The sequence below is a fragment of the Thalassolituus sp. UBA6592 genome (assembly GCF_002433655.1).
Classification (GTDB): Bacteria; Pseudomonadota; Gammaproteobacteria; order Pseudomonadales; family Oceanobacteraceae; genus Venatoribacter.
This window is the reverse complement of the sequence record NZ_DJIO01000023.1, coordinates 34438-49961: the sequence shown is the minus strand read 5'-3', so window position 1 is coordinate 49961 and position 15524 is coordinate 34438. Positions and strand designations below refer to the sequence as shown.

The 15524-nt window shown below is 51.5% G+C and carries 11 protein-coding genes and 1 pseudogene; 5 read left to right on the top strand and 7 right to left on the bottom strand.

Features of this window, described 5'->3' with window-relative positions; all coding sequences use genetic code 11:
* The 7 genes and pseudogenes from B2Z72_RS02120 to urtA form a co-directional block, all read right to left on the bottom strand.
* Positions 1-286, bottom strand: a pseudogene (locus tag B2Z72_RS02120) (AAA family ATPase); the annotation flags it as partial.
* Between the two features lie 13 nt (positions 287-299).
* Positions 300-1346, bottom strand: a complete 1047-nt coding sequence (locus B2Z72_RS02115; RefSeq protein WP_296985247.1) for an aliphatic amidase — start codon at positions 1344-1346, stop codon at positions 300-302.
* 125 nt (positions 1347-1471) lie between these two features.
* Positions 1472-2161 carry an urea ABC transporter ATP-binding subunit UrtE gene (gene urtE, locus B2Z72_RS02110; protein WP_296985245.1) on the bottom strand — a complete coding sequence of 230 codons (690 nt, stop codon included), beginning with the start codon at positions 2159-2161 and terminating at the stop codon, positions 1472-1474.
* Between the two features lie 10 nt (positions 2162-2171).
* On the bottom strand, positions 2172-2936 hold the full coding sequence (urtD, locus tag B2Z72_RS02105) for an urea ABC transporter ATP-binding protein UrtD (RefSeq protein WP_296985243.1): 765 nt from the start codon (positions 2934-2936) through the stop codon (positions 2172-2174).
* Positions 2923-4155 (bottom strand): urea ABC transporter permease subunit UrtC, encoded by a 1233-nt coding sequence (gene urtC, locus B2Z72_RS02100; protein ID WP_296985241.1) that lies wholly within the window; start codon positions 4153-4155, stop codon positions 2923-2925. The genes urtD and urtC overlap by 14 nt, the downstream gene beginning before the upstream one ends.
* 10 nt (positions 4156-4165) lie before the next feature.
* Complete coding sequence (gene urtB, locus B2Z72_RS02095; RefSeq protein ID WP_296985238.1) at positions 4166-5095, bottom strand: urea ABC transporter permease subunit UrtB; 930 nt, start codon at positions 5093-5095, stop codon at positions 4166-4168.
* A gap of 99 nt (positions 5096-5194) precedes the next feature.
* Positions 5195-6451 (bottom strand): urea ABC transporter substrate-binding protein, encoded by a 1257-nt coding sequence (urtA, locus tag B2Z72_RS02090; protein ID WP_296985236.1) that lies wholly within the window; start codon positions 6449-6451, stop codon positions 5195-5197.
* Between the two features lie 362 nt (positions 6452-6813).
* Between urtA and B2Z72_RS02085 the strand changes: the two genes are divergently transcribed.
* From B2Z72_RS02085 to B2Z72_RS02065, 5 genes are all read left to right on the top strand, one after another.
* Positions 6814-10230 carry a hybrid sensor histidine kinase/response regulator gene (locus B2Z72_RS02085; RefSeq protein ID WP_297004079.1) on the top strand — a complete coding sequence of 1139 codons (3417 nt, stop codon included), beginning with the start codon at positions 6814-6816 and terminating at the stop codon, positions 10228-10230.
* On the top strand, positions 10217-11152 hold the full coding sequence (locus tag B2Z72_RS02080; protein ID WP_296984111.1) for a response regulator: 936 nt from the start codon (positions 10217-10219) through the stop codon (positions 11150-11152). The genes B2Z72_RS02085 and B2Z72_RS02080 overlap by 14 nt, the downstream gene beginning before the upstream one ends.
* 150 nt (positions 11153-11302) lie before the next feature.
* The gene (locus tag B2Z72_RS02075; RefSeq protein WP_296984110.1) at positions 11303-11920 is read left to right on the top strand and encodes a glutathione S-transferase family protein; all 618 of its coding nucleotides are present in this window, start codon (positions 11303-11305) and stop codon (positions 11918-11920) included.
* Between the two features lie 250 nt (positions 11921-12170).
* Positions 12171-12812: an NADPH-dependent FMN reductase gene (locus B2Z72_RS02070; RefSeq protein ID WP_296984109.1), complete on the top strand. Its 642-nt coding sequence runs from the start codon at positions 12171-12173 to the stop codon at positions 12810-12812.
* A 110-nt stretch (positions 12813-12922) separates the two neighbouring features.
* A complete protein-coding gene (locus B2Z72_RS02065) occupies positions 12923-15313 on the top strand; it encodes an ATP-dependent helicase (RefSeq protein ID WP_296984108.1) in 2391 nt (796 codons plus the stop codon).
* Positions 15314-15524: the final 211 nt, after the last annotated feature.

Below are 15524 nucleotides of genomic sequence, written 5' to 3'. Positions count from 1 at the left end.
TTGCCCGGGCGATACAGCGCACCATTTCCGTTTTTCCGACGCCGGTGTCACCGATAAACAGAGCCGTCATCAATGGACGTCGTTCATCGGTAAGACCGGCTTTGATAATGTTGAACTGCCGGCGCAGACTGGCAATGGCATGATCCTGGCCGACAATATGCTCACGCAGCTGCTGTTCCACCTGTTGTGGATCAAACAGGAAGCGTGACATAACCGCAGCGGCTGATGTGCTTTCAGCTGCTTTTTTACGATTATTTTCTGCCATCATGTCGGTTACGAATACCATTGCCGGAAACTCCTCAGGAACCCGCTTCCAGCGATTTTTCTGAACCCGGCAGGTTGCCCACCGGACACTCTTCGCTGCCGATGGTTTCGCGTGTCAGAGCTTCAACGTCTTCCCGTGCCTTTTCGGCATCCATAACCCAGGTGCGGTAGAATTCAAATGGACAGTCAGCCACGCCTTTATCGCCATCACCTGAGTTGTACATGCCGGTGTAGCCACGGTGCAGTAATTTAAATAAGTGGTTTTGCGACTGGTCGTTTTTACGGGCATCACGGATTTGTGAGACGGACAATTGAGCATACTGAATGCCCATGTCTTCCTCACCGCATTCACCCAGAGTGCGGCCATCGAAACCCACGATGGCTGAGTGGCCAAAGTAGGAGTAAACACCGTCAAAGCCACTGGCGTTGGCTACGGCTACGTAACAGTTATTAGCCCATGCCATGGTTTTGGCCATCATCACCTGCTGTTCTTTGGCCGGATACATATAGCCCTGACAACGGACAATCAGTTCAGCACCACGCATGGCGCAGTCACGCCAGATTTCCGGATAGTTGCCGTCGTCGCAGATGATGAGGCTGATTTTCATACCCTTAGGACCTTCGGTCACATAGGTACGGTCACCGGGATACCAGCCTTCAATCGGACACCATGGAATACATTTGCGGTATTTCTGAACGATTTCGCCTTTGTTATTAATTAATACCAGAGTGTTGTATGGCGCTTTGTTCGGGTGTTCTTCGTGCTGTTCACCGGTCAGTGAAAAGACGCCCCAGGTATCGGCCATTTTGCAGGCTTCAGAAAAGATAGCGGTTTCATCCCCCGGAATGGTGGCGGCCGTCGCCATCATCTCATCATGGTCATACATGATGCCCATGGTGCTGTATTCCGGAAACACAATCAGATCCATCCCAGGCAGACCCTGCTTAATACCAACGATCATGTCGGCAATGTTGCGGGCGTTATCGAGGACTTCTGCTTTGCTGTGCAGGCGTGGCATTTTGTAGTTTACGACTGCTACGCCTACCGTATCGCCGCTGCTGGAAATATCACCGTGTCTCATAAACTGCTCCTGAAAATGGTCGTCTGTGGTCGTCTATAGGTTGTCTTTTGTTGAAGCCGCCTTCCGCTGCTTATGCAGTCATGCACAAACAGCAGAAAGCTCTGCCTGTTAATCTCTGCTGCAAATTAAACAGACAGGTACTTGGTGATGGTCTGCTGGTCAGCTTCCTCCACCGGTACGTCCAGTACGATTTTTCCTTTTTCAATCACCAGAATGCGGTCAGCCATATCCAGAGCAAAACTTAATACCTGCTCTGATACGATGATGGTGACGTTACGCTGGGTGCGGATCTGTTTCAGTGTGCGTGCCATTTCTTTAATAATGGATGGCTGAATACCTTCGGTCGGTTCGTCCAGAAGAAGAACGCTGGGATTGCTGGCCAGAGCGCGGGCTATCGCCAGCTGTTGCTGCTGACCACCGGAGAGGTTACCGCCACGACGGCTTTTCATTTCATCCAGTACCGGGAACAGGCTGTAGAGATCGGTCGGGATTTTCTTCTCACCTGTGCTGGTTAAACCAGTTTCGATGTTTTCTGACACTGTCATAGTGGAGAAAATCATCCGTCCCTGAGGTACAAAACCCACGCCGGCGCCGACACGTTCGTGACTTTTCAGGCCGGATATTTCTTTTCCGTCCAGTTTTATGCTGCCGCTTTTACTGGGGATCATGCCGATCAGGGATTTCATTAACGTGGTTTTACCCATGCCATTGCGTCCCAGGATCGCGACGATTTCATTTTTATTTACGGTCAGGTCCATGCCACTGATGACATCACTCTGACCGTAGGCAACGCCGTAATCGGATAACTCGAACATAAATGCCTCCTCAGTGTCCCAGATACACTTCAACAACTTTCGGATCGTTCTGAACGCGTTCCATGGAACCTTCAGAAAGCACTTTGCCCTGGTGCAATACCGTCACACGGTGGGCAATATCCGCTACGAACTGCATGTCGTGTTCAATCACCAGTACTGAACGGTCTTTGGTAATACGGTTGAGTAATTCAGCGGTCTGTTTACGTTCGGCGACCGACATACCTGCAACCGGTTCATCCAACATCAGCAGTTCCGGGTCCTGAATCAGCAGCATGCCGATTTCCAGCCATTGCTTCTGACCGTGACTGAGCAGATCAGCCTGCATATCCAGTTTGTCGCCGAGGAAAATCATGTCGGCAACTTCCTGCACTTTATCGATCACTTCCTTATCGCGACGGAAGGTCAGTGCCCCCCAGACATTACGGCCACGGGGGAAGGACAGTTCCAGGTTTTCAAACACTGTCAGATCTTCATAAATCGAAGGGTTCTGGAATTTACGGCCAACACCGGCATGAACAATCTGGTGCTCGTTCATTTTGGTGAGTTCTTTGCCTTTGAATTTAATGGAACCTTCAGTGGCTTTCGTACGGCCACAGATCAGATCCAGTACCGTGGTCTTACCGGCGCCGTTAGGGCCGATAATGACGCGGATTTCCTGTTCCTCTACATACAGAGATAAATCGTTTACTGCTTTGAATCCATCGAATGACACTGTTAATCCTTCGACACTGAGAACGAAGTCTTTCGGTCCGATATGCTTATTAGTTTCCAGCATGGCTCAGGTCTCCCTTTTCAGATTTTTTAGTGTCAGCAGATGAATCTTCTGTTTCGCTACCTTCTGTTGTTGCAGATGTGGTTGCAGAGACCGGCTTTTCTTCGGCGTATTTATTGGTAACGATCCAGTGGAATTTCTCAGGAACGTATTTCTGCAACCAAGGGGCGATGTAGGTTTGGTACAGACCGGCAAGACCGTTAGGGAAGGCCATTACCACACCAATAAAGAGTGCACCCATGGCGAACAGCCAGAGTTCAGGGAACGATTCCGAGAAGCTGGTTTTCGCCCAGTTAACGACCAGGGCACCGTAAACCGCACCAAGGATTGCCAGACGGCCACCAAGGGCACAGAAGATCACCATTTCAATAGATGGCCCGGTGCCAACGAAGGTCGGTGACATAAAGCCCACCTGCAGGGTGAACATGGCTCCACCAACTGCGGAGATGGTAGCGGCTGCGCAGAAGATAAAAATCTTGAAAGACGATACGTCATAGCCGGAAAAACGTACGCGGTCTTCACGTTCACGCATGGCGACCAGCAGACGGCCGAGTTTGCTTTTGATGATAAAACGTGCAGCAAACAGGCAGACGAACAGCAGTACACCATTAACGAAGTAGAGAATATTTTTCGCTTCGTCAGTACGGATGTCCCAGCCATGCAGAGTACGCAGGTCGGTAATGCCGTTAACACCACCGGTGTAGCCCTGCTGACCAATAATAAGAATGGTCAGGATAGCGGCGACGGCCTGGGTGATAATGGCGAAGTAAACACCACCTACACGACGTTTGAACATTGCCACGCCGATAATGAAGGCGAAGATCGCTGGTAATACCAGAATGGCGACGATGGTAAAGGCAAAGCTGTGGAAGGGTTCCCAGAACCATGGCAGCTCAGTGAGCTGGTTCCAGTCCATAAAGTCCGGAATACCCGGCGTGGACTGAATGGCGGTATTTTCCGGGCTGGAGGCTTCCAGCTTGAGGAACATCGCCATGCAGTAGCCGCCAAGGCCGAAAAAGACGCCCTGGCCTAGACTCAGAATACCACCATAACCCCAGCACAGAACCAGGCCCAGTGCGACGAAAGCGTAGGTCAGATATTTGCCGACCATGTTGAGGCGGAAAGAATCCAGAGCCAGTGGCATCACCACAAAGATGATCACCGCCAGAATAATAAAATGGCTGAGCTGATAGCGTTCGATAAATGAACCGACTTTATTCATATTCTGCTCCTTAGCGACGCATTTTCAGAGAGAACAGACCTTCCGGACGCAGCATCAGAATGATGACAACCGTCAGCAGGGTCAGAACTTTGGCCATGGAACCACTGAGGAAGAATTCCATCGTGGACTGGGCCTGGGAAATGGTGAAGGCAGAGGCAACGGTACCAATGAGGCTGGATGCACCACCAAAAACAACGACCAGGAAAGTATCAACGATATACAACTGACCCGCGGTCGGACCGGTAGAGCCCACCATGGTAAATGCAGAACCGGCAATACCGGCGATCCCGCAGCCAAGGGCAAAGGTCAGACGGTCAACTCTTTCGGTGTTAATACCGACAGCGGCCGCCATCGGACGATTCTGCACCACGGCGCGGGTTTGTTTACCCAGGCGGGATTTCTGCATCATCAGCGCAACCGCGATGGTAATAATGATGGTCAGAATCATCACGAAAATACCGTTAATAGGTACCTCGATCATATCGGTGATGGCATAAGATCCCATCAACCAGTCGGGCAGGGTGACACCCACTTCACGGGCACCAAAAATTGAACGATAAAGCTGCTGCATAATGAGGCTGAGCCCCCAGGTTGCCAGCAGAGTATCCAGTGGGCGTTTATACAGATGGCGGATAACCGACCATTCAATAAATGCACCTAATGCACCGGTAACAAAAAAGGCCAGTATCATGGCAATAAAGAAATAACTGCCATAAACAGATTCAGGCAGATATGAAGAGAAAATATTGGACGTCAGGTAGGTAACGTAAGCACCGAGAATCATAAATTCACCGTGCGCCATATTAATAACACCCATCTGGCCGAAAATAATCGCCAGACCAAGCGCCATAAGAACAAATACAGAAAACAGAATAAGGCCGGCAAATCCCTGCATCGCAAAAATCGATGTCAGTTCCGCCATGGAATAGTCAGCGAACATTGGTAAATCCTCCCGGTGTATAGTTCGGCGTTTGGAGCAGTGCGCTTATGCGCACTGTCCGGATCACGTCGGGGGATTGCCCCCGGGTGAAGCTGAGCCTTACTGGTAACCTTCCGGGAATGGGTCTGGTTCGATCAGCTCTTCACTTTCGTAGACAACTTCATACTGGCCATCCAGCTTAGCGTGACCAATACGTGTTTTGGACCACAGGTGATGGTTTTCGTGAATTTTCACGTAGCCTTCTGGTGCGGTGGTCAGTTCAATGCCTGGTGAAGCTTCACGGACTTTATCGATATCGAAGGAACCGGCTTTTTCAACCGCAGCTTTCCACAGCCATGGGCCAAGGTATGCAGCCTGAGTTACGTCACCGATCACGATGTCTTTACCCCATTTCGCTTTAAACGCTTCAACAAATGCTTTGTTGTTGTCGTTAGGCAGAGACTGGAAGTACTTCATTGAAGCGTACATACCTTCAATGTTTTCACCACCGATACCCAGGATTTCATCTTCAGTTACGGAGATGGTCAGGAACAGAGGCTTTTCTTTGGTCATATCGATACCGGCGGCTTTCAGCTGCTTGTAGAACGCAACGTTTGAACCACCTACCACGGAGATAAAGACAACATCAGGCTTTTTCAGCTTGATCTTGTTGATCACAGAGTTGAACTGGGTGTGACCGAGTGGGTAGTACTCTTCGCCAACCACTTTATCTTTCAGCACGTTTTCGATGTGTTTACGGGCAATTTTATTTGAGGTACGTGGCCAGATGTAATCTGAACCCAGCAGGAAGTATTTCTTCGCGTCTGTTTTTTCGTTAGCCCAGTCGAGACCTTCCAGAATCTGTTGAGTCGCTTCCTGACCGGTGTAAATAACGTTTGGAGACTGTTCCAGTCCTTCGTAGAAGGTCGGGTAGTAAAGCATACCGTTGTACTGTTCAAATACTGGCAGAGCAGCTTTACGTGAAGCGGAAGTCCAGCAACCGAATACAGCGGCAACTTTGTCGTTTACCAGAAGCTTTTTCGATTTTTCGGCGAAGGTTGGCCAGTCACTGGCACCGTCTTCCTGAATAAATTCAATTTTACGACCAAGAACACCGCCCATGGCGTTGATCTGTTCGATAGCCAGTTTCTCCGCCTGCACGGAACCTGTTTCACTGATGGCCATGGTGCCGGTAACTGAGTGCAGAATACCGACTTTTACCGTGTCGTCGGTAACGGCCAGGCCTGTGGTGTTAACTGAGTCAGCCATAACAGCTGGCGAACCGGCGAGAGCGATGGCGGCCGGAATGGCCAGCAGGCTCTTGAGCAGTGTGCGGCGTTGCACATTGCCGGTCAGGGAACGTTTGCTTGAGCGCATAGGTGCCTCTCCTTTCCTTCGTGTTAATGAGGTTTTTACGTGGTAACGGATTGAGCAGGCTCAGAATGCAGCAAGCAGCAGAAGCGCAATATCCGGCAACTGCAGCAGGTGACTACGTCATTTGACGCATATCGGTAAAACGGAGGAGTGTTTACCTTCACGCGTACGCCCTCTTCTGCTTAATACTTATCAAAAGTGGGGGAGTTAACGGTTACAAAGCGGGCGGATAAACATGACAGTCAACACCGGCCAACCGGTACTGCGCTGTGTTATAAAGCTGGACAGTAAAATAACGACTACCGGTGCAAACCCATATAAGTGCCGGAGCAGCATTAAACCGACAGGGTTGGGAGAACGGGGTAATGACTGATCAGTACGTGTTTAAGACACGGCGCAGTTACAACCGTTGGGTAGCAAACCAGACACTTGAAGATTTTGCCTTGCGCTTCACCGCCAAGGATGCCCGACGCTGGTCGGCGGTAAGGGTGTCTAATACCGCGCTTGGCGCTATTTCATTTCTGGCCATGGAAGCCATTGGCGCTGCCATTACCCTGGTGTACGGCTTCGACAGTGCTGTCGCTGCCATTATGGTGGTGTCTGCCATTATTTTTCTTACATCAATCCCCATCAGCTATTACGCCGCGCGTTACGGTGTCGATATTGATCTGCTGAGTCGTGGAGCAGGCTTTGGCTACATTGGCTCAACCATTACGTCGCTGATTTATGCCTCGTTCACTTTTATCTTTTTCGCCCTTGAATCGGCCATTCTGGCATCGGCACTGGAGATATTGTTTGGTCTGCCGCTGATGGGCGGGTATCTGCTCAGCTCGCTGATTATCATTCCTTTGGTTACCCATGGTATTACGTTGATCAGCCGCTTTCAGCTGTGGACTCAGCCCATTTGGATCGTGCTGCAGCTGCTGCCGTTTGCATTTATTCTCTGGCACGAATGGGATGCTGCCATCGAGTGGGTGAACTTTCACGGCGCTATGGAACCGGTGCAGTCCCCACATTCTGATCGCAGCTCATTTAATCTGCTGTATTTCGGCGCAGCGTCGGCGGTGGTATTTTCCCTGATTGCCCAGATTGGCGAACAGGTGGATTTTCTGCGCTTTCTGCCGGAGCCCGGTGACAGTCGCCGGCAGCGCCTGCGCTGGTGGGCGGCCCTGATCGGTGGTGGACCAGGCTGGATTGTTGTCGGGGCATTTAAATTTCTTGCCGGTTCCTTTCTTGCCGTGCTGGCTCTGCAACACGGCCTGTCATTGCGCGAAGCGTCAGACCCAACACAAATGTACCGTATTGCTTTCAGTTATCTCAGTGATTCGCCTTTGGTGATCATGGCGCTGACCGGTATTTTTGTCATTCTTTGTCAGATAAAAATTAATGTTACCAATGCCTACGCCGGTTCCATTGCCTGGTCGAATTTCTTTTCCCGCCTGACGCACAGTCACCCCGGGCGCGTGGTATGGCTGGTGTTTAACGTAATGATTGCGTTAATGGTGATGGTACTTGGCGTGTATGAATCGCTGGAGCATATTCTTGGTATTTACTCCAACGTAGCCGTCGCCTGGGTTGGCGCTCTGGTGGCCGATCTCATCATTAATAAACCCCTCGGCCTCAGCCCGAAACACATCGAATTCAAACGCGCCTATCTTTACGATATTAATCCGGTGGGTTTTGGCTCCATGTTGATGGCATCACTGGTCGGAATTGTCTGCTATGTCGGTGTGGCTGGTGAGATGGCCAAAGCCATGTCCTCTTATCTGGCTCTGTTCACGGCCTTTATTGCTTCCCCCATGATTGCTGTTCTTACCCGCGGCAAGTTTTATCTGGCGCGGGATGTGATTCCTATCGTACCAGCCACCGTTAAACATCAGTGCAGTGTCTGCGACAATCATTTCGATGCCGAGGATATCGCTTTTTGCCCGGCGTATAACGGCAACATCTGCTCGCTGTGCTGTACGCTGGAATCGCGTTGTCATGATCAGTGTAAGCCCAGAGCAAAACTGAGTGATCAGGTGCAGAGCCTGCTGGAAAAGATGCTGCCAGCCTCGGTGGTGGAGCGGGTTGATCCCAGGTTGCTGCAGTTCGCGGGTCTGCTCAGTGTGATTGCCTTTACCATCGGCGTATTGTTCTGGCTGGTTTATATTCAGTTACCAGGTGGAACCTCTGGGCAGGTGCTGGTCGGAACCACATTAATTCAGGTGTATTTCCTCTTATTAATTATTGTCGGGGTATTAATCTGGCTGTTTGTGCTGGCCAATGAAAGTCGCCAGTTTGCACTGGATGAAGCAGTGCGTCAGACCGAATTACTGACCCAGGAAATCGCAGCCCACGAAGCTACCGACCGCGAATTGCAGCAGTCAAAAGAAATGGCGGAAGCTGCTAACCTGGCCAAAAGCCGGTATCTCGGCGGTATCAGCCACGAGCTGCGCAGTCCGCTCAATTCCATACTGGGCTATGCCCAGTTACTGGAGAAAGATGAAGATCTGCTGCCCGCTCAACTGAATAAAATAAAGCTGATCCGCCGCAGTGGTGACCACCTGGCCGATCTGATTGAAGGTTTGCTGGATATTTCCCGCATTGAAGCCGGGCGGCTGGAAATCCGTCGCGATGAAGTTGCTATCCGTGATCTGCTCAACGAAATGGTGGATATGTTCCGGCTGCAGGCCGAAAGCAAAGGCATTGAGTTTATTTATGATCCTTCACCTTTTCTGCCTGAGTTCGTCAATACAGACGAAAAACATATCCGTCAGATTCTGATTAACCTGCTTTCTAATGCCGTGAAATTTACCGAACAGGGCAGCGTCACACTGTCGGTCCGGTACCGTAGTCAGGTGGCAGAATTTACCGTTACTGATACCGGGTCGGGTATCGATGAAAGTGAGCGTAAGCGTATCTTTCAGCCGTTCGAACGTATCCGCCGCCCGGGCATGCCACAAAAACCCGGTACCGGGCTTGGGCTTACCATCAGTCAGCTGTTGGCAGACATTATGGGGGGCGAAATTACCGTGGCCAGTCAGATTGGTGCCGGCAGTCGCTTCCGCCTTTCACTGATGCTGTCCAGTATTGATAAACCCCGTCAGGTTGTTAAGCCCTCCCGCCGGATCTGTGGTTATAAAGGCCCATCCAAAACCATTATGGTGGTGGACGATGATGCCTCTCACCGCAGTCTGATCAGTGAAATTCTGCAGCCGCTGGGCTTTATTATTCTCGAAGCGACGGATGCCTATGACTGTCTGAATAACGTCAGTGGTACGCCGGTTGATCTGTTTTTACTGGATATATCCATGCCCGGTATGACGGGTTGGGAACTGCTGCGGACATTACGAAAGCGCGGATATAAAACGCCGGTCATTATGGTTTCAGCTGATGCTGAGGACAGAGTGTCGGCTTCGGCCCAGGGAGCGGCAGATATCGGTAAGCGCACCAACAGTGATTACGTCATTAAACCCATCCGTGATCAGGTTTTGCTGAATAAACTGGGTGCTGTGCTGAAGCTTGACTGGGAATTCCGCGAAGATAAACCAGTGGCAGTAAGGCATGTTAATACTGCGGATAAAAACCTGTGCGAAGGAATGGCCATCGCCGATGTCAGGGAATTACAGAACCTGGCGGAGCTGGGCTATGTCACAGGAATAGAAAAATTAATTGAGAACATGGACGTCAGACCAGGTAGTGAAGACTGTACAGAACATTTGCTGGAGCTGGTTCACAGCTATCAGTTCGCTACCATAATATCGATGACTCAAAAGGTAATTGATCATGACCGGGGCTGACAGCAAAGGTGTTATTTTAATCGCTGATGACACAGCAGAATCTCTGACCATGCTGAATGAGGCGCTTACCAGTGAAGGCTATACCGTTTTGGTAGCAATGGATGGGCAGCAGGCGGTAACGATTGCCGGGCGGATGGCGCCCGATCTTGTTCTGATGGATGCCATCATGCCGAATATGGATGGTTTTGAAGCCTGTCAGGCTTTGAAGTCAGATGCGGAGTTGCAGGATATTCCGGTCATTTTTATGACAGGTCTGACCGATAGTGAAGACATTGTCCGGGGTCTGAAAAGTGGTGGTGTTGATTACCTGACCAAGCCAGTGCAGATAAATGAACTGATGGCGCGGGTGCATGTTCATCTGGAAAATGCCCGTAAGGCTTTAAGTGTACGGGGAGCGTTAAATGAAATAGGCCAGCCAGCGTTTTCCTGCAATCTTCAGGGCGAGATTCTGTGGGCAACGCCACGTGCATCAGAAGTACTGGCGGCTATGGAAAGTGATATGGCATCCCTGTCTGCGGCAATTAATGGCGACGATCATCAGAATGCCGATGTAATGGGATGGCTCAGCAGAAATCCACAAAAAAACAGTAAATGCCGGCTTACCCTGAGCGATTATGCGCTGAGTCTGTGTATGCTGGGTCAACCGTATCCGGGCGAGTTTCTGCTGAGTATCGTCGGCGAAGACGATTTATTTAAAACCCGTGAGTTACGTAATGAATTTTCTCTGACAGAACGCGAAGCGGAAGTTCTGCTGTGGCTGGCGCGGGGGAAAAGTAATCAGGAGATTGGCCAGATTCTGAATATGAGTCCGCGTACGGTGAATAAACATCTGGAACCCGTGTTCCGTAAACTGGGTGTGGAAAACCGTACCGCTGCCGCAGCGGTGAGCCTCAGCTTTTTATCTGGCGTTAAACTGAATTAAGTACTGTGCGCAAAATCTGAAAAAAGCGTTTCCGGGCAGATACGGCCCTGTTGTTTTTCTGCTGTCCTGATACTCTTTAACTGCTGAAGCGTTACCGGAATAACCGGTCGCCTCATATAACAGTAATAAAAACAGTTAACAGGTCAGATTATGAAACTCTACAGCGCAGCAAAAGCCCCGAATCCCCGCCGTATCCTTATGTTCCTTGCCGAAAAAGGCATCACGGACGTTGAAGTCGTCAATCTTGATCTGGCTGCCGGTGATAACCTGCACGAAGATTTCCGCGCCAAAAACCCACTGGCCAAAGTGCCTGTACTTGAGCTGGACGATGGTACCTGCATTTCTGAGTGTGGCGCAATATACCGTTATCTTGAAGAACTGAAGCCAGAACCTGCGTTACTTGGCTCGGATATCAAAGAGAAGGCCATTATTGAGATGTGGGAGCGCCGTGCGGAGATCAGTTTTATGTCCGCCGTTGGTCAGTGCTTTCAGCACTCTACCGGATTTTTTAAAGATCGCATGACACCGATTGCTGTATGGGGCGAGGAAAGTGGCCAGCTGGCACGCAGGTTTCTGCCGGTACTGGAAGCGCAGCTCAGTAATCATGCATATCTGGCCGGCGATGAATTTTCCGCGGCGGATATCTCGGCTTTCTGTGCTCTGGAGTTTGCCAAGGTGGTTGGTATCCGCCCGGATGCAGAGGAATTTCCGGCTCTGGTCAGCTGGCAGCAGAAGATTAAGCAGCGCCCGTCAGCCGCTTTTATGTAATCTGCTCCATCGGTATTTATCCTTCGCCGGTAATCGCCGGCAATGAAAAGTTCCTGAAAAATAGTTCGTATCTTTGATACGGTTTTGTCAGCAATTGTCAGAACATATTCACTGAAAACCTGTCGCACAAGTATGCGGCAGGTACAGTGCCTGTCGCTGTTAAATCATGTACATGGTAAGTCATATAAATGGTAAATCATGTAAATATTGGCAGGTGTAAGCCTGCCTTCAACAACGGACAGGAGGATGTATGTCGGCAACAAATCAAACCGTGAATATCAAAGACGTCTGTATTCTGGTTGCCAGTCACCGTGCAGACTCGCAAAGCCGCCGTATCGGCGACCATTTAAAAAGCCGCTTTCTCGAAGGTCAGGCCAGTATGATTGACCTGAACGAAGACCGTTTGCCCATGTGGGATGGATCAGACCCTTCTGAACAGCCGGATGCCAATGGCGAAAGCCCGGCTGAGGTGGTTGAACGGGTGAAAAAGACCGCAGAAAAAGCCTCGTCTTTTGTCTTTGTCGTGCCAGAGTGGCACGGTATGGCACCGGCCGGATTAAAAAACTTTTTCCTCTGGGTCGGCGCCAGAGAGCTGGCGCATAAACCCGCGCTGTTAGTGACTGTATCGGCCGGAACCGGTGGTGCTATGGTCGTGAATGAACTGCGCGCTAACAGTTACAAGAACAGCCGCCTGAACTTTATTCCAGAGCAGCTGATTTTCCGCGATGTTAATCATCTGTGGGCCGATATTCAGGATCGCGAAAGTGATGATTATCTGGCAAAGAGGACAGGCTGCGCGCTGAACCTGCTCAGACTCTACACTGAAGCTCTGACACCGGTGCGCAGCCAGTTGACCGCCAGTCTGCAGGACTATCCTAACGGCATGTCCTGAACGGCCAGCAGTATGGTTGCGGCCAACTCAGACGGTATCTGGCATCAGTTATCTGCCGATCAGTGATCTGTTAAACTGCCAGGCAAATACGCCATAGCCCAGATACTGTTTTGACTGACATTCAATCCGCTTCCCATTCCACTGACTCTGCCAGCGCGCCTGCGGGCCTGACGGCAGAGCAGGCCCGTGTGGTTGCGCATCAGCGCGGCCATGCACGGGTTGTCGCGGTGGCTGGTGCGGGCAAGACGACCACGCTGACGCATTTTATTGGCGCCCGACTCAGTGACGGTGTGCCACCGCGACGTATGCTGGTGCTGATGTACAACCGCGCCGCACGGGTGGATTTTGAGCGCAAGCTGGCGCAGCTGTTACCCGGGCAGGCACTGCCGGAAGTGCGGACATTTCACTCGCTCGGTCTGCGTATTTATCACCGCCTGATTGAACAGGGCGTATTACCGCCATTTCACGGCAAGCCCCTGTCAGATGGTGAGTGTGAGCCGGTGGTGTGGCGTATGCTGCAGCAGCTGGCCGATGAAGATACGCGTCAGGATATTCTTTCCCAGCGTAAGAAATGGGTTGAACCGGCACTGGGTTTTATCGATCTGGTGAAATCCGGTCTGGCCTCGCCGGCAGAAGTGTTCGAAGAACTCGATCTGCCGCCTCAATGCCGCATATTTGTTGAACTGTTCGATCAATTCGAAGACTGGCGCCGCCAGCAGCGCCGTATCAGCTATGCCGATATGATTTACGATCCGGTGATGGCGTTTGTCTATCAGCCGGATGTCGCAGCGCATTTCGGCGGCCATATGCAGTGGATACTGGTAGACGAATACCAGGATATCAACGCCATTCAGCAGAAGTTTCTCGAAGTCCTGTACGGTGGCCGTGGTTCGGTGATGGTGATCGGTGATCCGGATCAGACCATTTATGAATTCCGCGGATCCCGGCCGGAATTTATTGTCAGCGGCTTCCGTGAATCCATGGGCGAGGTCAATACTTACCAGCTGCCTCATACCTTCCGTTACGGGCATTGCCTGTCGCTGCTGGCCAATCATCTGATTACCCACAACAAAGAACGCGATGATGTTCTGTGCCTGTCCCATGCATCAACGCCGCAGACCCGTATCCGCCTGCATCAGGCGCGCTCAGAGGCAGCTCTGGTATTGAAGCTTATCCAGTCTGAGGCAGAGCTGGAGCAGATCGCTGTCATCAACCGTCTGTGGGCGTTATGTGCCCCCATTGAGCTTGGCCTGTTGCAGGCTGGAGTGCCCTATCAGCTGCATAATTCGCTGTCGGTACTGGATCGCTGGGAGCTGCAGATTTTCTGGTTGCTGCTGGAAATTGCCGCCGGGCGTTTCCAGCAGCGCAGTGAAGAACAGCGCAAAGATGCCTGGCTGCATATCCTCACCACGCCTTATCCCAAGGTAAAGCGACAGGTACTGGAAAGTATTGCCTCACAGGCAGCCAGGGCTGAGCAGGATTTTGGTGAAGCACTGAGTGCCGCTATTCCCGATGAACTGAGTCGCTGGCAGGTACAGCAGATTCAGGCGCGGGCGGAAATCATCGCCGACGCTGAGCACATAAATCAGCACGCCTGGCGTCTGCTGAGTAACTACGTCGAGCAGACGGATCTGGAAGACGGCATTGCCGATTCGGCTTTTTCTGCACAGCAGGTAGAAGACAAAACCCAGACCATCCGCGCCTTTATCCGTTTTATGCGAGAGTCCGGGCAAAGCAGCCGTGATGGATTTGATTATCTGCAGGAACTGAAAACCAAACGCCTGCAGCAGACCCGCGAAGGGCAGCAGGGGGTGCACCTGACCTCCATTCATAAGAGCAAAGGTCTGGAGTGGCAGGTGGTGATTATTCCCGGCCTGAACGCGCATTATTACCCTTATACCCCGGAAGCGGAATTTACCACTCCGGCCAGTGACGAAAGCGAGCGTCGCCTGCTGTATGTGGGCATGACCCGGGCGCGCCAGCAGCTGCATCTGGTGGCACCGGATACCTCACAGGGCTTTGGCAGTCAGATTGGCAAGGCGGGGAAAAGCGATCAGAGCTGGCCCAGCCGCTTCCAGCAGGAAATGCAGTACGAACGCTCGCAGGCCATTGGTCAGGCGCTGTATCAGGGCAGTGACACGGCAGAAATCAGTCCTACTGGTGGTGCCTTACCGGCCTGGCTGGATCAGTATCTGCAACGGTTGCAGCTGACACTGCGGCTGGTGCTGGCCAAAATACCGGAAAGACCAGCCGGCGCGGCTACTGCGGCTGTTACAGCTGGTGCAGGAAAAGTACCGGGTGCCAGAAGCGGCAGTGGTAATCATATTATTGAGCGTAAGCAGCATCAGATTGCCACCTACCGCATTCAGCATGAAACACTGGGCAATGGCACTGTGCTGTCCGAAGATAAAACCTACCTGAAAGTGCGCTTTGACGGTGACAGTACTGACCGCACCCTGGCCAAGGCGCAGGCGCTGAATTTTATCCGCCGTCTCAGCTGAGCCGTTACGCTGCGGCTGCTGTAGTCTCAGTCCAGGCTGCATCTGACATATCCCGGCGCGACATATACTTGCCATATACGGCGAACAGACTGAACAGAGCCACTCTGCACGGCCCCGGCCCCTATGAATACACACGCCAGTTGTTATACTGGCGCTTTCGTAGAGTCAGGTCGCACGGGTAGGTCCCAGGTCGTCTTTGCGTAACTGCTCA